The 23,546-nt window shown below is 45.2% G+C and carries 18 protein-coding genes; 7 read left to right on the forward strand and 11 right to left on the reverse strand.

Annotated elements, in window-relative coordinates; genetic code table 11:
* Positions 1 to 196: 196 nt before the first annotated feature.
* The 7 genes from QZW82_RS25530 to galE all read right to left on the reverse strand — a co-directional run bounded on the left by QZW82_RS25530 (position 197) and on the right by galE (position 8,955).
* Positions 197 to 1,384: a glycosyltransferase family 4 protein gene (locus QZW82_RS25530; protein WP_293154775.1), complete on the reverse strand. Its 1,188-nt coding sequence runs from the start codon at positions 1,382 to 1,384 to the stop codon at positions 197 to 199.
* A 184-nt stretch (positions 1,385 to 1,568) separates the two neighbouring features.
* On the reverse strand, positions 1,569 to 3,569 hold the full coding sequence (locus tag QZW82_RS25535) for an ATP-binding cassette domain-containing protein (protein ID WP_293154778.1): 2,001 nt from the start codon (positions 3,567 to 3,569) through the stop codon (positions 1,569 to 1,571).
* Between the two features lie 86 nt (positions 3,570 to 3,655).
* Positions 3,656 to 4,813 carry a glycosyltransferase family 4 protein gene (locus QZW82_RS25540; RefSeq protein ID WP_293154781.1) on the reverse strand — a complete coding sequence of 386 codons (1,158 nt, stop codon included), beginning with the start codon at positions 4,811 to 4,813 and terminating at the stop codon, positions 3,656 to 3,658.
* A 14-nt stretch (positions 4,814 to 4,827) separates the two neighbouring features.
* Positions 4,828 to 5,625, reverse strand: a complete 798-nt coding sequence (locus tag QZW82_RS25545) for a class I SAM-dependent methyltransferase (protein WP_293154784.1) — start codon at positions 5,623 to 5,625, stop codon at positions 4,828 to 4,830.
* A 133-nt stretch (positions 5,626 to 5,758) separates the two neighbouring features.
* Positions 5,759 to 6,412 (reverse strand): hypothetical protein, encoded by a 654-nt coding sequence (locus QZW82_RS25550; RefSeq protein WP_293154787.1) that lies wholly within the window; start codon positions 6,410 to 6,412, stop codon positions 5,759 to 5,761.
* A gap of 570 nt (positions 6,413 to 6,982) precedes the next feature.
* Positions 6,983 to 7,906: an alpha-1,2-fucosyltransferase gene (locus QZW82_RS25555; protein WP_293154790.1), complete on the reverse strand. Its 924-nt coding sequence runs from the start codon at positions 7,904 to 7,906 to the stop codon at positions 6,983 to 6,985.
* Positions 7,907 to 7,953: 47 nt separating this feature from the next.
* Positions 7,954 to 8,955 carry a UDP-glucose 4-epimerase GalE gene (galE, locus tag QZW82_RS25560; protein WP_293154793.1) on the reverse strand — a complete coding sequence of 334 codons (1,002 nt, stop codon included), beginning with the start codon at positions 8,953 to 8,955 and terminating at the stop codon, positions 7,954 to 7,956.
* Between the two features lie 461 nt (positions 8,956 to 9,416).
* Between galE and QZW82_RS25570 the strand changes: the two genes are divergently transcribed.
* A complete protein-coding gene (locus QZW82_RS25570; RefSeq protein ID WP_293154818.1) occupies positions 9,417 to 9,704 on the forward strand; it encodes a hypothetical protein in 288 nt (95 codons plus the stop codon).
* A 26-nt stretch (positions 9,705 to 9,730) separates the two neighbouring features.
* Positions 9,731 to 10,504 carry a hydroxyacylglutathione hydrolase gene (gene gloB, locus QZW82_RS25575; RefSeq protein WP_293154799.1) on the forward strand — a complete coding sequence of 258 codons (774 nt, stop codon included), beginning with the start codon at positions 9,731 to 9,733 and terminating at the stop codon, positions 10,502 to 10,504.
* Between the two features lie 79 nt (positions 10,505 to 10,583).
* On the opposite strand, the gene QZW82_RS25580 is transcribed toward gloB, so the two are convergent.
* Complete coding sequence (locus tag QZW82_RS25580; RefSeq protein WP_293154802.1) at positions 10,584 to 10,793, reverse strand: hypothetical protein; 210 nt, start codon at positions 10,791 to 10,793, stop codon at positions 10,584 to 10,586.
* Between the two features lie 133 nt (positions 10,794 to 10,926).
* Between QZW82_RS25580 and QZW82_RS25585 the strand changes: the two genes are divergently transcribed.
* From QZW82_RS25585 to dnaB, 3 genes are all read left to right on the forward strand, one after another.
* Positions 10,927 to 16,005: a PAS domain-containing protein gene (locus tag QZW82_RS25585; protein WP_293154805.1), complete on the forward strand. Its 5,079-nt coding sequence runs from the start codon at positions 10,927 to 10,929 to the stop codon at positions 16,003 to 16,005.
* Between the two features lie 221 nt (positions 16,006 to 16,226).
* Complete coding sequence (gene rplI / locus QZW82_RS25590; RefSeq protein WP_293127513.1) at positions 16,227 to 16,685, forward strand: 50S ribosomal protein L9; 459 nt, start codon at positions 16,227 to 16,229, stop codon at positions 16,683 to 16,685.
* Positions 16,686 to 16,858: 173 nt separating this feature from the next.
* Positions 16,859 to 20,197 carry a replicative DNA helicase gene (gene dnaB, locus QZW82_RS25595; RefSeq protein ID WP_293127510.1) on the forward strand — a complete coding sequence of 1,113 codons (3,339 nt, stop codon included), beginning with the start codon at positions 16,859 to 16,861 and terminating at the stop codon, positions 20,195 to 20,197.
* Between the two features lie 188 nt (positions 20,198 to 20,385).
* Here the strand turns inward: dnaB and QZW82_RS25600 are convergent, their stop codons facing one another.
* Together QZW82_RS25600 and QZW82_RS25605 are read right to left on the reverse strand one after the other, a co-directional pair.
* Positions 20,386 to 20,991, reverse strand: coding sequence for an FKBP-type peptidyl-prolyl cis-trans isomerase (locus QZW82_RS25600; protein ID WP_293127508.1), 606 nt, complete (start codon positions 20,989 to 20,991; stop codon positions 20,386 to 20,388).
* 257 nt (positions 20,992 to 21,248) lie between these two features.
* Complete coding sequence (locus tag QZW82_RS25605; RefSeq protein ID WP_265235356.1) at positions 21,249 to 21,575, reverse strand: phasin family protein; 327 nt, start codon at positions 21,573 to 21,575, stop codon at positions 21,249 to 21,251.
* Positions 21,576 to 21,791: 216 nt separating this feature from the next.
* Between QZW82_RS25605 and QZW82_RS25610 the strand changes: the two genes are divergently transcribed.
* Both QZW82_RS25610 and QZW82_RS25615 read left to right on the forward strand, forming a co-directional pair.
* Complete coding sequence (locus QZW82_RS25610; protein ID WP_293154815.1) at positions 21,792 to 22,148, forward strand: zinc ribbon domain-containing protein; 357 nt, start codon at positions 21,792 to 21,794, stop codon at positions 22,146 to 22,148.
* 76 nt (positions 22,149 to 22,224) lie between these two features.
* Entirely contained in the window at positions 22,225 to 23,190 is a 966-nt protein-coding gene (locus QZW82_RS25615) for a BadF/BadG/BcrA/BcrD ATPase family protein (protein WP_293154807.1), read from the forward strand.
* A 78-nt stretch (positions 23,191 to 23,268) separates the two neighbouring features.
* Here QZW82_RS25615 and QZW82_RS25620 read toward each other — a convergent pair whose 3' ends face one another.
* Complete coding sequence (locus QZW82_RS25620; RefSeq protein WP_293154810.1) at positions 23,269 to 23,436, reverse strand: hypothetical protein; 168 nt, start codon at positions 23,434 to 23,436, stop codon at positions 23,269 to 23,271.
* Positions 23,437 to 23,546 lie beyond the last annotated feature (110 nt).

Here is a 23,546-nt window from a genome sequence, read left to right on the forward strand (position 1 = left end):
TCGCTACCCGACAGTCCGCCAGGGGTTGAAAACCCCTGTCTCAAAGCTAAAGTCCTCTGAAGAGGACTGAGGAATTAAATTATTATTTAAGTATATTTTTTGGATTAAACAACTAATAATCTTAGTCCTCTTTAGAGGACTTTTGCTATTAGCCAGGGGTTTAAACCCCTGGCGGGCTGCGAGACTAACAAGTAATTTACGATCGCACTTCTTCATCCACATAACTCAAAATCCTCTCAATCCTATTTTCCCACGAATACTGCTTGACAAAACCCAATGTTTCTGCATAACCTTCGCTTCTCCTCGGATATTTTGCCAAACTATCTCGAATGCTTTGCGCGAACTTGTGCGGGTTATCAGGTTCGCACCAAATGGCAGCTATATTTCCCGATTTAAACTCAACCAAAGATGCAATCTCTGTGGCTACAATAGGAGTTCCCGATGCCATATAATCAAAGAACTTCAAAGGAGATGTGAATGTCGCGGCCTCTGTCTGACAGTGAGGGTGAGTCAAAACATCGGCGGCTTGCAGCAAGCCAGCCAGTTGATTTTGCGGCAGGTAGCCGAGAAAATTGATGTTCTTGACCTGCTTGTCTGTGGCTAGCTGCTGGTATGCTGTTACTTGGGATGAGTCTCCACCGGCGATCGCAAATTGAACTTCCGGCAACTCCCGCGCCACATCCACCAGCATATCCACACCCTTAAACGGGTACAGCCCACCCGCATACACCGCTAAATATTGCCTTCCACCTGCTAATAATCGCTGTCGCCAATTCTCGGCTGCGTCTGTTTGTCTCGCCAGAAACAACTGGTTAAAACCATTGTGCAGCATAATGACTTTTTCCGCTGGCATCCCATTTTGAATCATGCTGTCTCGCACAGTATCTGCAACAGTTACAGCAATCTGAAACAGCGGATTGCAGACAATTTCCGGCTCAAATTGCTTGTCTTCATGGTGATGCTGTTCGTAGATAGCGGGAATTCCGTTTTTAATTGCCGCTTTAACAAAGTTCCAGTCGCGGGTGTGGACGATTTGAGTGGATTTCCGCAGGTGAATCGGCAAGTAGTATTTTGACACTATTGTACTGGAACTCGTCCACTTGCTGTCCAAAAGGTCGATCGGCCACGGTACAGATAAATCTGCTACTTTTAACTTATCCTGAATATTATAAATCTTGGCAAATTGATCGTCCGGTTTTCGCGGCCGAAAAGGAACCAGTAAATCAACCGGATTCAAAGCACTCCAGCCTTTGCGGAGGTATACCAAAACTGCTGGTAAACCGAGATTTGCTGCGGCATTTGCTGAGTGTGCAACTTGAACTAAGCTGGCTACATTCGGTTGTGGCAAGATATTTCTGGTGAAAAATACATAATGTTTAGACATGGGCATGGGGCATGGGGCATGGGGCATGGGGCATGGGGCATTGGCCAAACAGGGCATTGGCCAAACAGGGCATTGGGCAAACAGGGCATTGTTATTTGTCCAATCTTATTTGTGAATGGCTACCAATAACTAATAGCTAATAACTAATAACAATAATTAATAACCAATAACTAATAACCAATAACTATTTTGTTGCTTGACGTTTAATAGTATTTTCTATAAATTCCAAAGTTTTAAAAATATTAGCCGCCGAGTGATATGATTCTCTGATTAACTCATCTCTTTCTTCGGGAGAATCAACCATTTCATCTACTAGCAACTTCAGGTAAGCTATCATCGGAGTCAAACGAGTGCGAATTTCGTAAGAACCTCTAATTAATGCTTCATCGCGGGCGGTTTCTTCCGCAAACTGCATTGAATACAAGCGAGTGTAGTAACCTCCTTTGGCTAGCAATTCTTCGTGAGAACCGATTTCTACGACTTGTCCGCGATCGATCACGGCGATTTTGTCGGCTTTTTGGACTGTGGAGAGGCGGTGGGCGATGACTAAGGTTGTGCGATCGCAACTCAGTTTCTCGATCGCCGATTGCACGTATCTTTCCGAAACCGTATCTAGCGAACTCGTTGCCTCGTCTAAAATTAAGATTTCCGGGTTTTGCAGCAAAGCTCTAGCAATCGAAATCCTCTGACGCTGCCCTCCCGATAATATCACACCGCGATCGCCAATTTGAGTATCCAACCCCTCCGACAACCCTTCAATAAACTCATAAGCATTCGCCCCCTGCGCCGCTTCCACAATTTCAGCCTCCGTCGCATCGGGCCTAGCGTAAGCAATATTTTCGCGCACCGAAGCATTAAACAAAAACGTATCTTGGCTAACAATACCCATCGCCTTTCTGAGACTTTTTAGCTCAAATTCGCGCAAATCCCTACCATCTATCGAGATACTACCTTCAGTAGGATCGTAAAATCTCGGCAGTAAATCTGCCAAAGTTGACTTCCCCGATCCCGAAGTTCCTACCAAAGCCAAAGTAGTACCGTAAGGTAGAAATAAATCAATTCCTTGAAGAACTAAATTTTTGTGATTCGGATAACTAAAAGATATTTTATTAAAACTAATTCCCAATTGTAAATGAGTGTACGGCACAGAACCGTTCAGCATAAACGGCTTGTCATCGCAGCTCAAAAAATCATTGACCACTTCTACGCTAGCTGATGTATTAGCAAATTGACTGCGCCCGCTATTCAACTGAGAAATCAAAGGAATTAACCTAAAAAGTACCAATAAATAGGTCAGCAAAACCGTTGAAATAGACTCAATTTCATTGGCAAATATTGTACGACCGATAAATACAATCAAAATTATCACGATCAAATTAACAACTTCGTTAATTGGGGCAATCGCCGCATAATTTACCTGAGCCTGAAAATCCGCGTGTTCTCGCCTTTGAATTAAATGCTTAATCCGCTGATACTCCCTTTCTTCGTTACCCGTTGACTTAACTAGCCGAATCCCAGTCATCGTTTCCAGCACCCTCACCGAATAATCTTTCGACATTTCAGAAAGCACGAGACCAAAGTGCTTAGAACGGTTAATAATATATTGATTTGTGCAAGCAACCAATCCCAACAAAAGCGTAGATGTCAAGGTCAACTTCCACGATATAGAAAGCAGCAAACCCAGAAACACCAAAACAGTGATTGAGGTAGTAAACATTCCGATTGCCGTACCAACTGCACTCGCAGTCCTGCCAATCTCTCCGCCCAATCTATTAATTAAATCCCCGACTTTAGTTTTAGAATAAAAATCTAAATCTACTTCTAACAACAACTGCAAACCTGCTTCTCGCAAATCAAAAGTCAGAGAGCGCGTCAGAGAAGTGGCGACTAAAGTATTAATATAGCCAGCAAGATTTTTGAATATAATTGTCATAACAATCGCCCCGGTCATCAACATTAAACGCTGATTTTCCGGCATTCCCTCAAAGGGATACATCAAACTTTTAATCAGAGGTGGAGCGCCGCGCAGCTCGATAGCTTCCCCCAAAAAAATTAAAAGCACTGGTACAATCAGAGTAGTGCTGATACCGCTGAATAAAGCCCCAGCAAAGCCCAGCATCACAGTTAACACAATCCTGCCCGGATATCGTCTGGCAAATTTTAGGAGTAGCTTATTGGCAGACATGAAGCATTCCCAGCTAAACAGTACGGCATCTCAAAATATTCTTTAATTCCAGCCAGTTTTTCTTCCTCCATTCAGTCGCTACAATCTCACCTATAGCTACCTGCAATTAGATCTGAAAGTATCGGTGCCATTGCTTGAATACTATATTTTTTCACGCATCTTTCCCGAGCTTTCATTCCTTGCAAATTGGCGGCTGTAAAATTTTGAAATATCCATTTAATTTTTTGGGAAATTTGATCGGGAGAACTAGGTTCGACTAAATAACCTGTTCCGCCTAAAATTGCTGGAATATCTCCCACGCGCGTAGACAAAACAGGCTTAGCCATTGCCATGCCATCTGTCAGCTTGAGTGGAAACTGAGCCACCGCTGTCAGAGTGTCTCGCTGAGGAACAACGACAACGTGAGCAGCCGCTACAACTTCCGGCATCGTTTCCACAGGAAATTTTGGCAGTTTAATAACCCAACGACCCCATTGTTCCATAAGTCTATCATCATAATCATCATAAGGACTTCCACCGACGATCGCTAATTTTAAATCGGGCTCATTTAACTGTTCGAGGGCCATCAAAACATCCTCAACACCTTTGTGAGCTCGCGGCGCCCCGGGAAACATCAGAACTCTATAGTCGGACAAGCCGTAACGCTCTCTGCTCAATTCAGGATTGTATTTAGCAGGGTCGAACATTTCAGTATCCTTCCCATTAGGCAAATATACACCACCAAAACGCTGTTTGAGAAACTCAGTATCAACGGTGACAGCATCAGCACGGCCAACTAAACTTTCCATCCACTGGATGTACAGCGGATGATCCGGTTCTCGCAACTGACCATTTTGTTTAAAAATATCTCGATAAAGTTGCTTAAAAGAAGGGCGATATTTCCATTCGTCGCCGCCAAACCAGCTAAGTTCCCAGTCATCAATATCTAAAATGAGAGGGCGGCGAGTATCGAGTTTTTTGAGCAGCGATAAACCAAAACTTGTAGGCTTAGGCTTCACTGCATAAATAATATCCCCATCGATTTTTTTCAATAATTTTTGAACATCCATCAAAAACCCTGGATAGTTTTTCCCCGGTATCGCACATACCGGGATACCTCTCGGAGGAATAGCATACAATTCCTTACCAAACTGAAATCCCACAACTTCTACATCACATTTAAGCTCGATTAGGACTTGAGCTAGTAGAAAAGCACGAATTGCACCTCCTCCAGACAAATCGCTCACCACTAATGAAACTTTCACTTGGTAATTTTTTATTAAAAAAGTTGCTTTATTTTCCTGCTTAAACGAGCTTTTGTCAAGGGTAGCAAAGCAAAAAATATTTTTTTCAGTGAAATCCTTGGATCTTTTAAGGCTAAAATATCTTTGATTTCTTGTCTTAATTTGGTAGCTGCTGATGCCGTTCGCAAGTAAAGCTGCGGATGAATTAAGGAAAGCTGAAAAATGTTAGTTCTAGCTGCCTCTTTTTGCAAGACTGGATTTGTTGTTAAATATTCCCGATTCGCAAATATAAGTATATTCTGGGCGTAGTACCATTTGACTCGCTCATTTTGCCATATTTTATTTCTTATGCAGTCAATCGCCACATATCCTTGCTCTTGAAAGAGTTTCGCCCAATAATCTGGCCACTGTTCGTTAACGTGATTTGTTCCCCCTTGAAATGGTACTGCGGCAGAGAATAAAATCACTGGGCCAAGCTTCACTAAAGACTCTATAAATACTCGGGCGCACTCTGGGGGCAAGTGTTCTGCTACTTCTAAAGAAACAACTAAATCAAATTGTTGTTCGACGCGCAAAGGTTGGGTTAAATCTAATACTAAAAAGTTGGTTGTAGGGATTTCTAGCATTTTGATATCTACCCAATCACCGTCTATTCCGAGAATATCTTTAACGCCGAATTCTTGGAATGCGGACAGCCAAGTCCCCGTACCGCAACCGACATCAATTACTCGTTTGGGTTGCACGAATTCCCAAAGGATAGGGATAATTTCTGTGGCGGATTCTTGTGCAGTTGTTTGTAAGTATTGATATAATTCTTTGGTATAATGTTGCACGGTATCTAGGGCGATCCTATTTATATTTTGTGATTTTTAACCGCAGAGGGCGCAGAGGGCGCAGAGAGATAAGAGAGAGTGTGCGTGCGTGCTATGTTTGCAAATTAGGCTGCGGTTGTTATAGTGCTGAAGTTTATTTTAAGCGCCAAGGATTGTTAATTTGATTTGGTAAAAATATTTTAGCAGTGCGATCGACTATTCGAGTAAAAAGCGATCGCGTGACGTTCTTTGCGTACTGCGGGCGGTAGGGATAGGTGCAGTGCATGACTTTTATCGGTTTGTCGATCGCATAAGCATCTTTCCACTTATCCAAATAGTTGTAAACAGGGGACAATGTTCTCATTTGCGGTTTCACAGATTCAATAGCAGCAGCAAAAGCACCCTGGTCTTTCAACAGTAGCACATTTTGATTCGCAACTACTATCTCGAAATATTTCTTAAATTCTGCGAACAATTCCTGATTTGTGCTGCTTTTCGTAAAAGCGATAAATCCGCCATTATATTGAATGGTATTTTTGTTCAGCGGCAATCCCACAGACTGCAAGGTTGACAGAATATCTTGCTTGACTCTTAATAAATTGCTCGCTTTCGCAATCGCAGGCTGCACATCTTCCGTCACCAACAAATCTACCTCATCAAGATAGCCGAAAACCTCATCTATTGGCGACAGCAAACAAATATCGCAATCCATATAAATAGTTTTCTCAAATAGAGATTCTTCGTACAAAGCCAGCTTGGCTTGGCGCGATGCTAAAACAGGATTTTCGTGAGAGGGTGCTCTTTGCAATATGACATTTCCAAACACCTGAAGTAAAGGATATAAAATTCGAGGTACTCTATCTATTAAAATAATAATTGGTTCCTGGTGAAATTTCCTGACGGACGCTAGAAAATGAACGCAATCTTGGAAAGAGTAAAGACCTGTTAAAATAGTGATAAATCCCTGGCTTTCTAATTTATTTGAATTCATAAGAAGAAGGAAGTTCGGCAACGAGCAATGTACGGGATGTAACGGATGGAAATTCGGTAACGGATTGTGTAACGGATGTAACGGATGGAAGTAGAGAGTTCGGTAACGGATTGTGTAACGGATGTAACGGATGGAAGTAGGAAGAAGAAGGAAGGAAGACTTGTCGGCCAGGATAGCCGAAGGAAAGAAGAAGACAGACATACAAAGTAAGCTTTTTGTCTAGCCTATTTTACGTTTAATTAGATGGATTTAGTTTGATTTACCAGAAATAATTGATTGAAAGCTGGAACCCCGATCGGGAGAAATTAAAATAAGACTATTCATTACTCCAATCCTCTTCCTTTTTTTGTCAACAGTCAACAGTCAACAGTCAACAGTCAACTGAACTCAGTGTGTCCACTCCCAAAAGCTCTCACTCCAGTCATCTCGCTCGTGAAAAACTCCTTGCCACTCATAATAATGTACAAAATCTTTGAGGTCAATTGTTTTATTGACATTTCTAATCATGTAAAGAGGTTTATCTCCATAAAAAGAAGCCCACATAGTATAACTGCTAGGCGGCCCGACAATATAGTCGCACTCAGCCAAAGCATACATATCTTCAATTAAGTGGCCGCTACTAAATTCACAGTTGAAATTCTCAAGCAAACTTCGATTTTGCTGAAGATTAGAACAAATCAAAAACTTAATTTTTCCCCCTTCAAATAGCCTGAACACAGAATTCATGACCTCTATATATTGCTGAGTTGTGTAAAAGTATCTCCCTTTTTGATGTTGGGCATAATCGCCTTGACGGATGTGAATTCCGACGATTAGATCGGAGTTTTTTTTGACATTTAATATCAAACGATCTACATTAATTGTATATCGCTCTAAGGGCGCAAAGTAGGCTCTAATCTCGTTGGCGTACTTGTGTAACTTGGGAATATCTTTGACAAACCAGCCATCTCGGAACAGCCAGCCTTGAAAACAAACAATAGAAGCGCGATCGATTTGTTCAATTTCCTGATATTCGCTCAAATTAAAAGGTTTTTTTCGAGTAATTTCTTGCGTTTTTAATATCTTTTTATTACTGAGATACTTGATAAATTGATAATATTTACTTCTGACAAACTTGTTGCCTGCTGCGTTCAAATATGGAGGAGGATAACAACAAAAAGAATCCCCGGCAGTTCCAACAAAAAATTCTGCATATTCTTCAAAAGCTGGATTGAGGACAGTGCAATTATGCTCGATCGCCCAAGCTATGAAATTGGCAAAAAGCAGCAGTCTGTTGCCTAGTTGTCCCGATTTAGCAGATATTATCAACATAGTCGCTATTTTGGTTAAGGTAAGGTGCGCGGCGCGCACCCTACAAACTAAGCGTGATGACGTTTTTGGTGCCACTGCCAAGCGTGAGTTACAATATCCTTAATGTCGGGATATTCTGGAGACCAACCCAAGGTTTCGATCGCCTTTTTGCTGCTGCCAACTAAAGCAGGCGGGTCTCCCGGACGCCGATCGCACTCGACAGCCTTAATCTCTTTTCCCGTCACTTGGCGGGCTGTTTCAATTACCTCTTTTACGGAAAACCCGCCGCCGTTCCCCAAATTAAAGAAATCTGATTTGCCGTCATTTAGCAAATATTCTAGTCCTAAAATGTGAGCCGAGGCTAAATCGTTAACGTGAATGTAATCGCGAATGCAAGTACCGTCAGGAGTATCGTAATCGGTGCCGAAAATTGCGATCGAATCTCGTTTACCCAAAGCAGCGAACAACACCAACGGGATCAGGTGAGTTTCGGGCTTGTGATCTTCTCCTAACAACCCGTTCGGATCGGCTCCAGCGGCGTTAAAATAGCGAAAACAAACAGACTTAAAATTGTACGCCGCGTCAAAGTCTGACAAGATCCTTTCTACCATTAACTTAGTAGCACCGTAGGGATTGATCGGATTTTGCGGGTGGTCTTCGGTGAGGGGGATTTTCTGCGGTACGCCGTAAGTCGCGCAAGTAGAAGAAAACACCAATTTCTTAATCCCAGCAGCAATCATCGCTTCCAAAAGTGTAATCGTGCCGATGACGTTGTTCCGGTAATATTTAGCTGGATCGGTAACAGATTCGCCGACGTAAGCGTAAGCAGAAAAGTGCATTACCCCTGCAATGTTGTGGGTGGCGAACAAGTTGTCGAGAAGGGCGCGATCGTTTGTATCGCCAACTACTAACCCTACTTGCAAAACCTGCTCTACTATATCTCGGTGGCCGTAAACTAAATTATCTAAAATCACTACACCGTAACCCGCTTTTTTCAGCGCTAATACTGCGTGAGAGCCAATATATCCAGCTCCGCCTGTTACCAAAATTGTTGGTTTTTCTGTACTCATATTATTCTGGGTTGTTTTGTAGCTGTAACTGTCGATGAAATTGCAATACGGTTGGGTTAAGCCTGTTTATGCCCCGGAGATCCCCCTAAATCCCCCTTAAGAAGGAGGACGAAAGAGAATTCTCTTGTTCCCCGATTTTTAAGGGTTGTGAGAATTCTCTTGTCCCCAGATTTTTAAGAGGGCTTTGACAATTCTGTTGTTCCCCCATTTTTAAGGAGGCTGTGAGAATTCTGTTGTTCCCCCATTTTTAAGGAGGCTGTGAGAATTCTCTTGTCCCCCCCCTTTTTTAAGGGGTTAGGGGGATCGGCCTTAACTGCAACTGTGGATTATATTGTGAATTTACCAGCTCAATCGATGAACTTGAGGCGACCAATTTGGATGTAATCAAATATCCGATTGATTTGATATCGATCCTCCTCTGAAATTTTATCATCAGATAGGATCGTAGAAGTCAAAACTAAATGTTCCCGGCGAGAGATTTTGCCAGACGTGATAATCCGATCGACCATTTGGGAAATTGTTACGTTGGATTTGTTTTGAGATGTTCGCATTTATTCGATCGCATTTATGTCAGAATATTTAAAGCTGCTGGGAGTTCTCGACCTAAAAATCGTCCGTACCAGACTGCAAAGCAATTTGTGGAACAGCAGAAACAATGTATCAGAGTTTTACTTCCAAAGATAGATGCGCTGATTATAGAATTCTGCATTATGTCTTCGGAACACGCTCACAATATTTTAATTGTATAATATTTTTTCTAGAGAGGCTGTTTTCTATGCAGGTCTATCGGATTCCGGTACTGTCGGACAATTACATTTTCTTGCTGCACGACCCCGATCGCCATACAGTAGCAGTGGTCGATCCAGCGCAAGCAGAACCGGTATTGCAGCAAGTGCGATCGCTCAATGCCGAATTAATCGCAATTTTCAACACGCACCACGATCGCGATCACGTAGGCGGCAACCAGCAACTGATCGATCGCTTTCCCCAAATTACAGTTTACGGCGGCGCCGAAGACCGAGGCAGAATTCCCGGACAGCAAGTATTTTTACATCAGGGCGATCGCGTTGAATTTGGCGATCGAACCGCCGAAATTTTCTTCGTACCCGGCCACACAAAAGCCCACATAGCCTACTATTTCCCGCCCAGCAACCCAGGGGAAACCGGCGAATTGTTCTGTGGAGACACTTTGTTTGCTGGAGGCTGTGGCAGACTCAAAGAAGGCACTCCCGCCCAAATGCTAGCTTCCCTCGAACAATTGCGGAACTTGCCCGACAATACCAGAGTTTGGTGCGCCCACGAATACACGCTGACAAACTTGCAATTTGCCATTAGTGTAGATCCCGACAATCCTGAGTTACAGCAGCGCTTGGCAGCAGTTAAAGAAGCTCGCAGCCGATCGCAACCTACAATACCATCATCGATCGGTATTGAGAAAAGCACAAACCCATTTTTGCGCTGGGATTTTCCCAACCTCCAATTAGCGGCAAACACCCGCGATCCAGTCCAAACCTTCGCTCGATTGCGCGGCATGAAAGACCGATTTTGACAGTTGACAGTTGATAGTTGACAGTTGACAAAAGAAGGAAAGGGATTGGAGTAATGAATCGTCTGATTTTAATTTTTATTTAAAAGGGAGAGGCTTTCAACCAATGCGAAAGTGCGATCGGCTCGCCCTCGAAAACGATCGACTGCTGTCGATCGCAATCTACAGAAACGTTGAAGAATGATGAGACCGATCGCTCATTTGCCACAGCCAGAAAATTGCCTGTCGCCTTTGCTTGGACAACTGGGCAAGGCGTGGAACTCTGGTATAAAATAAATTGTCGAGATATCAAAATTACAGCAGGACGATCGACATCTCTCTGAGGTTTGAATTGTCAGCCTGCTTGCATTAAAAATTCTTGTGATTATTTCCTTATATATAATTGATGAACACGATTGGCTTTGCCACAAGTAATTTGTTAGAAGATGAAAAATCTAGGCAATACTGAACCCCAACCGAAAATCGACCCCTCTGTTTCAGAGGATTCTAACAAAGCACTCAACCCAGATGCAGCTTTGTCAACAGATGTAGGGATGGTTCTGCAATTGGCAGACGGCAGCATTCAGGCCTGCAATTCTCGCGCCGAGAAACTGTTGGGGATGACAGTCGAACAAATGCAGGGCAACACTTTCATCAACAGTCCGTGGCAGACTGTGCGTGAAGATGGCTCGGATTTTTCTGGGGAGACTCACCCGGCGATGGTGGCGCTGCAAACCGGGCAACCCTGCTGCAATGTCATCATGGGTTTCTATCAACCACAGGGAGAATTGATTTGGTTGAAGATCAATTCTCAACCTTTATTTCAAGCAGATCGATCGACTCCCTACGCCGTAGTTACCACCTTTATAGAAATCTGTCAACCTGAACCACAATTCGCTGACGCGCCCGCACCACAAGAGTCAGACACCCTCGAAAGTATTTCCGATGGGTTCTTTGCTTTGGATCGAGACTGGCGGTTTACCTACGTTAATTCTCAAGCGGCGCGGTGGATAAATCGACTCTCGAAAGATTTGATCGGCAACACCGTTTGGGAAGAGTTTCCCGAGTCTGCGGGCAGTTTGTTCGAGCAGGAATTTCGCCGCTGCGCCACAGAGCAAGTTACAGTTAGTTTTGAATCTTTTTATGGGCCACTCAATGCTTGGTATGCGGTACGAGCTTATCCGATCGCATCGGGAATTGCCGTTTATTTTCAAGATGTGACCGAGCAGAAAGCCGATCGGGCTGCTTTTATTAAACAAGGGCAAACGGCGCACCAACAACTAGCAGAAATCGAGGCAATTTATGCTAGCGCGCCGATCGGACTTTGCTTTATCGATACCGACTTGCGATTTGTCCGCATCAACTCGCGCCTCGCAGAAATTAATGGAGTTCCCGCCGCCGCTCATATCGGCAAAACATTGCGCGAAATCTTACCACAACAAGCAGATGATTTAGAGCCACTTTACCGAGAAGTTATCGCCACTAAAGTTCCCCTCGAACAGCTCGAAATTCACGGCACGAATGCAGCGCAGCCGGGAGTAGAACGCGCTTGGCTGCTGAGTCTCTATCCGCTGAAAGCTCTTGACGATCGCGTGCTGGGCGTGAATGTGATGGTACACGAAATTACCGATCGCAAAGCTTCGGAAAAAGAAATTCAACGGCTCAACCAGGAACTAGAGCGCAGAGTTAACGAACTGCAATCAATATTTGATGCTGTACCCGTCGGGATCGCGATCGCCCGCGATCCTGAGTGTCATGTAATTCGCGCTAACAGATTTGCTCAGTCGATGCTCGCAGTGCCGCCCGATACCAATGTTTCTGCCACCGGAGACCAAGCCGAACTGCTACCGTTGATGCAACTGAGTAACGGACAGGAAATCCCGCCAGAAGAACTCCCAATGCAGCGGGCTGCGTTTTCCGGCGCCGCAGTGCGAGATGCGGAAATTCAAATGGTGCGATCGGATGGGGCTGCATTTGATTTGTTGGTGAATGCGGTGCCGTTATTTGACGAACAGGGCGCGGTTCGCGGCTGTGTGGCGGCGTTTGTGGATATTAGCGATCGCAAACGAGCGGAGGCAGCTTTGCGCGATTCTGAGGAACGCTACCGCACTTTGTTTGAGTCCCTAGACGAAGGCTTTTGCGTACTCGAAATGCTGTTTGACGACAACCAAAAGCCGATCGATTACCGCTTTTTGGAAGTTAATCCCGCCTTTGAGAAACAAACCGGACTCCTACAAGCTGTCGGTAAAACGGCGCGCGAGCTGATTCCAGAACTCGAAAATTATTGGTTCGATATCTACGGCAAAGTTGCGCTGACAGGCGAACCAGTGCGCTTTGAAGACGGCTCCGAAGCCATGAACCGCTCCTTTGAGGTTTCGGCATTCCGCACTCCTGGGCTGCACAGCCGCAAAGTCGCCGTGCTCTTCAAAGACATCAGCGATCGCAAACAGGCGGAAAATCGCCTGCGGGAACAGTCCGAGCAACTGCGGCTGTTCGTCAAACATTCGCCTGCGGGGGTGGCGATGTTTGACCGCCAGATGCGGTATATGCTGGTGAGCGATCGCTGGCTGGAAAGTTACGGGCTGGGCGCTCAAAACATTGTAGGCCGATCGCATTACGAGATATTTCCCGATGTACCCGATCGTTGGAAACAAATCCACCAGCGCTGTCTGGCGGGAGCAGTCGAAATGTGCCAAGAAGACCCGTTTCCCCGTGCTGAGGGCTGCGTTGACTGGGTGCGCTGGGAAATTCACCCGTGGCGAACCAACAGCGGTGAGATTGGCGGAATCATGATTTTTTCCGAAGTAATCACCGATCGCAAAAACGCTGAACTCGCGCTGCAATTGGCAAACCAGCAAGTCAGCAATATTATCGAAAGTATTACCGATGCCTTTATCGCGATCGATTCGCAGTGGCGCTATACCTACGTTAATGCCACTGCTGAAAAACTTCTGGTGCGATCGAGAAACGACTTGTTAGGTCGATCGATTTGGGAGATATTCCCCGCCGAAGCAGAATCCAATTCGAGCCTGTATCAAGAATTTCATCGAGTTATTATCGAGCAAGTTTCTGTGAAGTTTGAAGAGTTTTCGCCTTCCCTTCAAATGTATATAGAAGTCAGCGCCTATCCAGCAGCCGATGGACTTACGGCTTATTGGAGCGATATTAGCGATCGCAAACGCACAGAAGAAGAACTGCGGCAAAAAAATGCAATTTTGAACGCGATTAACGAGTCAGCACCCACGCCAATTTTTGTCAAAGATCGACAAGGATGTATTATTTATGCCAATCCAGCCACCCTGGAGGCGCTCGGCAAACCTGCTGCGGTCGTAATTGGCCGGCGCGATCGCGATTTATATCCAGTAGCAGAACTGGGAGCGATCGTCAGCGCCAACGATCGGCGGATTATGGAATCCGGTCAAACAGAAATCGTCGAAGAATCTCCCGATGGCATTCGCACATTTCTGGGAACAAAAGCTCCCTACCGCAATGAAGCCGGAGAAGTAATCGGTCTAATTGGCATTTCCAACGACATCACAAATCGCAAGCGAGCCGAAGTCGCACTGCAAGAACAAACGAAGTTACTGCAAGTAATTATAGACAGCATTGGTGACGGTTTAATTCTTGCCAACCAACAAGGGGAATTTGTGCTGTTTAACCGCGCCGCAGTGAAAATGTTCGGTCAGCTAACGAATGAAAAATCCTCTCAGGAATGGTCGAGCACCTACGGACTATTTTTACCAGACCAAAAAAACCTTTTCCCCGAGGAGGAACTACCTTTAACCAGAGCAATCAAAGGTGAATATGTCAATGATGTAGCGATATTTGTCCGCCGCCAAGATTGCGAAGGCCGCTGGATCAGTATCAGCGGTTATCCGGTAGTTGATACTAGCAGAGAAATCACAGGCGGAGTGATTGTCTGTCGGGATATCACAGAACGCAAACAATCAGAAGCCGCACTGCTTGAGAGCGAACAGCGATTCCGCAATATGGCAAACAACGCTCCATTTATGGTCTGGGTAACAGACTCCACAGGCTACTGCACTTTCTTGAGCGAAAGCTGGTATGAATTCACAGGTCAAACTGAGGAAACAGGTTTGGGATTTGGTTGGGTAAACGCGCTGCATCCAGAAGACCGAGAATACGCCCTTAACGGATTTTTGAGGGCCAACGAACGCCAGGAACATTACAGTACGGAATATCGCTTGGGGCGCAAAGATGGCGGATATTCTTGGGCGCTGGATGCGGCTGCTCCTAGATTTACCGAAAGCGGACAATTTGAGGGTTATATTGGTTCTGCGATCGACATTACAGAGCGCAAACAAGTGGAAACCGAGCGCGATATGGTTCTGCAATTGGAACAAACGGCGCGCGCGGAAGCCGAACGAGCTAACCGGATTAAAGACGAGTTTTTGGCGGTGCTTTCTCACGAGTTGCGATCGCCCTTAAATCCGATTTTAGGCTGGTCGCAACTGCTGCTCGGCGGCAAACTGAGCGCGGCTAAAACCGCCCAAGCCTTCGAGACGATCGAACGCAACGCCCGACTGCAATCTCAACTAATAGAAGACTTGCTCGACGTGTCCCGGATTCTGCAAGGAAAACTCAGATTGAATGTTGCTCCGGTGAATATCGCAACCATTATTTTGTCTGCTTTGGAAACCGTGCAACTAGCAGCCGAAGCTAAAAAGATTCAAATTCAAACAATCTTAAATCCAGAGATCGGACTCGTTGTCGGCGATACAGGTCGCTTGCAGCAAATTGTGTGGAATTTGTTATCGAACGCGGTGAAATTCACGCCAGAAGGCGGTCGAGTTGAAGTTAAATTAGCGCAAATCGCACGCGAAGTTCAAATTCAAATTTCAGACACGGGTAAAGGCATTATTCCAGATTTCTTGCCCTATGTTTTCGAGCATTTCCGACAAGAAGACGGCGCCACAACTCGCAAATTTGGCGGCTTGGGATTGGGATTGGCGATCGTCCGCCAACTGATCGAACTTCACGGCGGAAGGGTGTTTGCAGAAAGCCCCGGAGAAGGTCAAGGAGCGACGTTTACGGTGAGATTACCGCTATTAAATGATGATTCTAGAACGCAGGATGAGACAGAACGTCATTCATCTGAGAGTGCCGATATTTCATCTTTGCCACTCGCTGGATTGAGAATTTTGGTGGTAGATAATGAGCCGGACTCGCGCGATTTTGTCGCCTTCGTGCTAGAGGACGCGGGTGCAGAGGTGATTTCCCTGTCATCTGCTGCTGAGGTGCTGCTGTCGATCGTCCAAACCGCACCGGATCTGCTCGTCAGCGACATCGGAATGCCCGACATGGACGGGTATATGCTGATCCGTCACATCCGCACTCAACTCCCGCCACAGTATCGGGGGCTAGTGGCGATCGCCCTCACAGCCTATGCTGGAGAAGCCAACGAGCGCCAAGTTTTGCAAGCCGGATTTCAAAAGCACTTATCTAAGCCGATCGATCCGAGTGAGTTAGTTGCTACTGTAGCGCGGGCGATTCTACGATCGTAAAACACACGCATAATAGGTTCGTAGTGAGGACTTCAGTCCTTCTTCCTGTACATCGTAAAACACACATAATAGGTTCGTAGTGAGGACTTCAGTCCTTCTTCCTGTACATCGTAAAACACACATAATAGGTTCGTAGTGAGGACTTCAGTCCTCTTCCTTGCGATCGCCGCTCAAACTTCGCTATTATAGACTGTTCGAGTTAAAACCCAGAAGCAACGATCATGGCCAAGCGCGTCCAATTAGTTTTAAACAAAGATGTCAGCAAACTCGGCAAAGCTGGCGACGTAGTAGAAGTAGCCCCAGGCTACGCCCGCAACTACCTAGTACCCCAAGGAATGGGATTTAAAGCCACTCCCGGCATTCTCAAGCAAGCAGCCCGCCGCAGAGAAGAAGAAAGACTGCGCCAGCTAGAGCTCAAGCAGCAAGCAGAAGTCCGCAAAACCGCCCTGGAAGCAGCCGGGCCTTTCATCATCTCCAAGCAAGTCGGCGAAGGAGACGCGATTTTTGGTACTGTCACCAACCAAGAAGTAGCAGAGCTGATCTTCAACTCTACCAGTCAAGAAGTCGATCGGCGCGGCATCACCCTGCCCGAAATTCGCGGCACTGGTACATACAAAGCTGAAATCAAACTGCACGCAGAAGTTACCGCCGAAGTTGATGTTCAAGTTGTTCCGATGTAATAGTAATTGGTAATTGGGCATTGGGCATTGGGCATTGGGCATTGGGCATTGGGCATTGGGCATGAAAGCACTGGTCAATAGTTTTTCCAATAACCAATAACCAATAACCAATAACCAATAACCAATAACTAATAACCAATAACCAATAACTAATAACCAATAACTATTGACTAATGAGCGATTTGATGCCGACAAATATAGAGGCAGAGGAAGCAATTTTGGGCGGGATTTTAATCGACCCCGAAGCTATTTCGCGAATTGCTGAAATGTTGCGACCGGAGTTTTTTGCCATCACCGCTCATCAAGTCATTTATCGATCGGCATTAGGGCTATTTTTGCAAGGTCAACCGACGGATTTGATGACCGTAACAACTTGGCTGACGGATCGCAACCAGTTAGAACAAGTCGGAGGATTAACTAAATTAGCACAATTAGTCGATCGCACAGTTTCAGCAGTCAACATCGACCAATATGCTGCCCTAGTCGAAGACAAATATCAGCGCCGCCGATTGATCGAAGCGGGCAACAACATAGTACAATTAGGTTACGAGACAGCAGCGCCGCTAGAAACAGTCTTAGACCGCGCCGAACAAGAAGTTTTTGGCATCACTCAAGACCGCCCGCAACAAGATTTAGTATCCATCGGCGAAACCCTAAACCAAACATTTCAAGACTTAGAAAATCGCAATGAAGGCCTCACGCTTCCCGGTATTCCGTGCGGTTTTTATGATTTAGATGCGATGACAGGAGGCTTTCAGCGATCGGATTTAATCATCGTTGCTGCCAGGCCGGCAATGGGCAAATGCGCCACGGATGAGGCTGCTATCGTACAAAGCGATGGAAGCCTTGTTACCATTAAAGAAATCTATCAAAAACGTCAAGCAGAATTACTAACATTAGGAAAAGATTTGCAATTTCACCTAACTAGACCATCAGCTTTTATAGATGATGGAATTAAGCCTGTATTTCGGGTAACAACCAGACTGGGACGTTTTATAGAAACTACGATTACACACCCATTTTTAACAATTAAGGGTTGGCGACAGTTGGCGGAAATACAAGCAGGCGATAAGATTGCTGTACCTCGCCGGATGAATGTTTTTGGTCGAGAAACCATCCGCGACTGTGAAGTTAAGTTATTAGCTTATCTAATTGGCGATGGGTGTTTGACACAGACTGCGCCACACTTCACCAATGGAAATACTGCTATACTGAAAGATTTTGCTGAAGCTGCTACTAGCTTCGGAGGTCTTAAGCTGCGATTCAACGATCAAGGGAGACGCGCACCCGAATATCGCCTTATCAGCGATCGAGAAAGTTACACAGATAGTATAAAAAACTTTGGTTATAATTTACAAATAATCCTTCTCAAACGAGATTTCGATGCTAAAAAATTAGCGCGAGAATTGGAAATTAAACCGCGATTAGTCCGGTCTTGGATGGAAGGAATAGCATTTCCCAATCAAAAATTATTTAGTGGCATTTGCAGAGTTTTAAGAGTAGAACCAGAACACCTAGCCGATGAGGGAATGGATGTTATTAATACAACTCATAAAAATCCCCTGACACATTGGTTAGAAAAGTTAGGTCTGATGGGAAAAGATGCTCACCAAAAAACCGTACCGGATATAGTGTTTAGATTGCGGCGATCGCAAGTTGCCCTTTTCCTCAACCGCCTCTTTTCCACTGACGGCTGGGCTACCGTACTTACCAGCGGTCAATCTCAGCTAGGCTACTGTTCTGTCAGTGAAGGACTAGCCAGACACGTACAGCATCTACTGCTGAGATTTGGCATCATTGCCGCCCTCAAAAAGCGTTTAGTCAAATACAAAAATACTCGCAACCCAGCTTGGTTTATTGATATTACTAATGCAAAATCTATCAAAATATTCATATCAGAAATTGGGATTTTTGGCAAAGAGGCAGCACTAGCTAAAGTAGAAGAAGCACTAGAAAATAAAATATCTCACAATAATCGCGATTTAATTCCTGTCGAGGCTTGGGAATACCTAGCATTAGCCAAAGGCAACGAATCTTGGGTATCGCTAGCAAAACGTGCAGGTATCAAAGGTTATTCCAATATTCACGTTGGTAAACGTGCGCTGTCCAGGGAAAGATTTTTAGTTTTAGCAACTGCTTTAGATAATTTGTCGCTGAAACAACTAGCAAATAGCGAGGTCTACTGGGATGAAATAGTTTCGATCGAACCGATGGGAAACAAGCAAGTCTATGACTTAACTATCCCGGAGACGCACAATTTTGTGGCTAACGATATCTGCGTTCACAATACGGCCTTTTGTACCAATATCGCCCATCATATCGCCGCTGGACAGCAAAAATTGCCGGTTGCCGTTTTTAGCTTGGAAATGTCGAAAGAACAGCTAGTGCAGCGTATTCTATCCAGTGAAGCCAAAATAGAAAGTAATAGGTTGCGATCGGGCAGAATCAGTCAGAACGAATGGGAACCCATCAGTACAGCCATTGGTAACTTATCAGAACTACCGCTGTTTATTGATGATACTCCTAATATTACCGTGATGGAGATTCGCTCCAAAGTCCGCCGCCTCCAAGCAGAACAAGGCGGAGCTCTCGGATTAATTTTGCTAGATTATCTACAATTAATGGAAGGTAGCAGCGACAACCGCGTGCAAGAATTATCTCGAATTACCAGAAGTCTCAAAGGTTTAGCCCGCGAACTCAACGTGCCGATTATTGCTTTGTCTCAGTTGAGTCGAAGTGTGGAAGCGAGGACAAATAAGCGGCCGATGATGTCAGACTTGAGAGAAAGTGGCTGCTTAACAGGTGATAGTTGCGTAATGCTAGCAGATACCGATGTACGCGTACCAATTCGTGAATTAGTAGGGAAATCTGGCTTCACCATTTGGGCGCTAAATCAAGCCACCATGCAGTTAGAAAAAGCTGTTGTTACCAATGCCTTTGCTACAGGTGTGAAACCTGTTTTGCGACTGCAAACTCTTTCGGGACGGGCAATTAGAGCAACGGCTAATCATAAGTTCTTAACCATTCAGGGCTGGCGGCGATTGGACGAGTTGAAAATAGGCGATCGTATTGCTTTACCTATGCAAGCACAGCTTGAAAACTTATATTGCGGCACAACCCTTTACCAACAAAACTTCCGTCGAGAAGGAGCAGGAAGATTAGCTACAATTGTCAAATCTGATGAACTTGCCCTCTTATCTAAGAGCGATATTTACTGGGATGAAATTGCATTAATAGAAGTTGATGGCGAAGCGGAAGTTTACGATTTAACAGTGCCTGCACTGCATAATTTTGTCGCTAATGAAATCGTAGTCCATAATAGCATCGAGCAGGACGCGGATTTAGTAATTATGCTCTACCGAGATGAATATTACAACCCGGATTCGCCCGATCGCGGAATTGCCGAAGTCATCATCACCAAACACAGAAACGGCCCCACAGGCATCATCAAACTAATATTTGACGCTCAATATACCTCGTTCCGCAATCTGGCATCTCCAAAGCGCTCTTAAGAAGGAAGAAGGAAGAAGGAAGAAGGAAGAAGGAACACACAGCAAGCTTGAGCACGATCCGTATTTTACGTTTAATTTAGGTCAATCTACTTAAATCAACCAGGATTTACGCAGAAACCCGGTTTCTCAAGACAAAAACCGGGTTTACAAACAGCTTAAAAGTTTTACGCTTAGTTAGGTTGAGCTACCTAGCCAGCGATTTTCAATAATTCCACATCAAAAATCAGCGTAGCATTAGGAGGAATCACCCCGCCCGCACCGCGAGCACCGTAACCTAGTTCAGGGGGAATAATCAACTTGCGGCGTTCTCCAACTTTCATTGTACCGACACCTTCATCCCAACCCTTAATTACTTGACCGACGCCAATTTTGAACTGAAAAGGAGAATTGCGATCGCGCGAACTATCAAATTTTGTGCCATCCTCCAAAGTGCCAGTATAGTGCACTACAACCGTCTGACCGGTTTTTGGAGTCGCCCCATTACCTTCTTTCAATTCAACATATTTCAGACCTGAACCTGTGGTGACAGTTTTCTCAGTATTTCCAGTTTTCTCAGTATTTCCAGTCATGTTATTGCCAGCGATAGTAGCTGGTTCTTTTGGTAAATTAGCATCAGCTACTAGCAAGCTATCTTCAGTGAAAGACTTCGCTGAGAGTATCTCAAGCGCAGCATCGGTTAAAGGATTATTCACTTCGGAGGCAACTGCTGTAGGTACATAGCCGCTCATTTGAGCGACTATCAAAAACACAAAGCAAACCAGCATTATGCCCAAGCTGACCAGAATTCCTTGCACAATTAATCCTCCTGACACTTTTAACCGCGATATCTCAGATATCTAAGACATCTAGTACAACAAGAACCACAAAATTTTATCTGAACTTTTCCGCCCAAAAACAGCGGGTGCCAGTTAATTTTAAAGGCAAAAGAAAGTATGAAGTCAGAATCTTTGTAATTCTACCTTCTGCTTTCTAAAGAAGTGCCCGATCGAGCCTTCTGCGTTCGGGTGACAATTTTATCACAAGTCCGAGCAGCGAGAGCACGCGATCGCACTTAGCGCCAGTTACGGTTTTCTAGATCCCGCATCTGACGTTCGAGTCGATCGAGCCTGCCGCGCAACTCATCCATTTCCGACTGTCGGGGAACGCCCATATCTTGCAGCATATTCCGGAGTTGGCGCTGCAACTGCGTATCCCAATTTCCCTGCTCGGACTTGAGATGTTCAGTCACGTCATCGACAAAGGTTTTGGCTTGCTCGGGATTGATTTTGCCATCTTTGACCCATTGCTCGCTGGCTTCCTGCAATTTCTCCGCCACCAAGGAGGTAGTACCAATGCCCAGCATTACCAGTTGTTTGAGTAAGTTGCTATTGTTATCCATAGATTTTTCCTACTGTTTGCCCCAAAATACCCGATCGGCTCAGGTCGCCTGCGGTCGCTGCGAAACCCTTTGTACAATTTTAGTTACATCAGCACTGACCTACCTTTCTATTTTGGAGCATCCAGCAGCCTGCTGGCGAGTTTAACCCGCCCATGGGCGTTCGGAAAACCCGCTAAAAAGCCTCCCGACAAAATTACCCCATCACCCTGCTATCCAATGCCTGAGTGTCCCCGCTGTCACCAACCTGTAGACTCCCAAGCGATCGCCTGCACCTACTGCAAAACCCCTCTCAAAGCTTTCGGTCATCCGGGTATCCCCCTCTATCGATCGCCATCGGCAGAATTTCTGTGCGCTACCTGTATTTACCACGAAGACGACACCTGCAACTACCCGCAGCGTCCCTTCGCCAAGGAATGCACGCTTTATCACGATCGAGCTGAGCCGCTGGTACCACAGACGAGCCGTTATATCAGTGGCGGCTGGCCCCAATCAATCAAAAATTGGTGTCAGCGAAATGTCATTTGGTTGGCTTTATTTGGTTTAATTATTATTAGCATTGCCCTGTCGATTTAATCAAATTATATCAAGCGTAGAATAGAGATATCTGCGTCGGTCGGGCTTGCTATGCGGTTCATTCTCTAAATTATCCATGAGTTACGTATTCGGCATCGAGGGCGGCGGAACTAAAACTATCTGCGTCTTAATAGACGAAAACAGAGTTGTTTTGGGACGGGGGGAAGCAGGGCCGTCAAATTATCAAACGCAGGGAATCGAGACAGCCAAAAAATCTATTGAAGTGGCCATCGAACGAGCAGTTATGTCCGCTAAAATAGAGGCAAATAGCAATCTCAACATAGAAGCAATTTGTCTGGGACTAGCAGGCGTCGCGCGTCCAAAAGATATTGAAATAGTGCAATTTGTAGTGCAGAACTTGCAGTTGACAAAGACTTTACCAGTAACTCGATCGCTCTTGCCCAGAAATATTGTAATTTGCAGCGACTGCGCGATCGCACTTGTGGGCGGTACGGGCAATCCAGTCGGTATCGCGGTTATTGCTGGAACTGGTTCGATCGTTTTCGGCCAAAACCGTCAAGGGAAAACCAAACGAGTCGGCGGTTGGGGATATATTTTAGGCGATGAAGGTAGCGGATATGACATCGCTGTTGCCGGTTTGCAAGCTGCTTTGAAGTTCTGTGATGGACGCTCGGAGTTTACCGTGCTGGCGGAAAAATTTCAACAGCATTTACGCCTCAACAACCTAGAAGAATTGGTAGAAGTCATTTACCGGCGGGGTTGGGGAGTGACAGAAATTGCAGCTTTAGCCCCGATTGTCGATCGAGCAGCAGCAGAGGGCGATCGCGTCGCTGACGGCATTATTAGTCGTGCTGTGGCAGAATTAACATTTTCCACCGAAACAGCTATTTCAGCGCTGTTTAGCCCCACAGAGGAATTTGAAATTGTGACGATCGGAGGTGTGTGGGGTTCAGAAGCTAATTTCCGGGGTAGGTTTGAAAGTGCGATAAGTGCGATCGCCCCGAATGCTAAAGTAATTTCGCCCCGATCCGAACCAGCTTTCGGTGCAGCGTTGTTAGCATTAAACGCTCTCAAGAATTAAGCTCGTCCGGCGTTTCCTGCTAGGATTTCAGCTTAACTGCTAAAAGGACGATGAATCCCAATCTCTCCTTTATCTTCCTTATCTTCCCGATCGCCCCAGCCTTGCCAATTTTCGAGATTTTGCCAAAATTAAAAATTCTTGATTATCTACCTTATCTTCCCAACTTGCAGAATTTCCACCTGCCATCATTAAAACATCAAATGAATCCGAAACGCGAAACAGATTTAGCAGTAAGCTGTTGTGCATTTAAAACGCATATTGGTATAATATAACATAATGATATCCAGAAAAAGTCAATGCCTGCTAAAAACTTTCTCAGTTCCGAGACAAAGGAAACTCTGCAACAAGCATTAAAA

This window comes from Microcoleus sp. bin48.metabat.b7b8b9.023 (assembly GCF_013299185.1).
Taxonomy (GTDB): Bacteria; Cyanobacteriota; Cyanobacteriia; order Cyanobacteriales; family Microcoleaceae; genus Microcoleus.

Excerpts from the sequence above, each read along its gene's own strand:
- dnaB (WP_293127510.1), top strand. The coding sequence starts at position 16,859 with ATGAGCGATTTGATGCCGACAAATATAGAGGCAGAGGAAGCAATTTTG.
- QZW82_RS25530 (WP_293154775.1), bottom strand. The coding sequence starts at position 1,384 with ATGTCTAAACATTATGTATTTTTCACCAGAAATATCTTGCCACAACCG.
- galE (WP_293154793.1), bottom strand. The coding sequence starts at position 8,955 with ATGAGTACAGAAAAACCAACAATTTTGGTAACAGGCGGAGCTGGATAT.
- QZW82_RS25535 (WP_293154778.1), bottom strand. The coding sequence starts at position 3,569 with ATGTCTGCCAATAAGCTACTCCTAAAATTTGCCAGACGATATCCGGGC.
- rplI (WP_293127513.1), top strand. The coding sequence starts at position 16,227 with ATGGCCAAGCGCGTCCAATTAGTTTTAAACAAAGATGTCAGCAAACTC.
- QZW82_RS25605 (WP_265235356.1), bottom strand. The coding sequence starts at position 21,575 with ATGGATAACAATAGCAACTTACTCAAACAACTGGTAATGCTGGGCATT.
- QZW82_RS25610 (WP_293154815.1), top strand. The coding sequence starts at position 21,792 with ATGCCTGAGTGTCCCCGCTGTCACCAACCTGTAGACTCCCAAGCGATC.
- QZW82_RS25585 (WP_293154805.1), top strand. The coding sequence starts at position 10,927 with ATGAAAAATCTAGGCAATACTGAACCCCAACCGAAAATCGACCCCTCT.
- gloB (WP_293154799.1), top strand. The coding sequence starts at position 9,731 with ATGCAGGTCTATCGGATTCCGGTACTGTCGGACAATTACATTTTCTTG.
- QZW82_RS25555 (WP_293154790.1), bottom strand. The coding sequence starts at position 7,906 with ATGTTGATAATATCTGCTAAATCGGGACAACTAGGCAACAGACTGCTG.
- QZW82_RS25615 (WP_293154807.1), top strand. The coding sequence starts at position 22,225 with ATGAGTTACGTATTCGGCATCGAGGGCGGCGGAACTAAAACTATCTGC.
- QZW82_RS25570 (WP_293154818.1), top strand. The coding sequence starts at position 9,417 with ATGTTCCCGGCGAGAGATTTTGCCAGACGTGATAATCCGATCGACCAT.
- QZW82_RS25620 (WP_293154810.1), bottom strand. The coding sequence starts at position 23,436 with ATGCACAACAGCTTACTGCTAAATCTGTTTCGCGTTTCGGATTCATTT.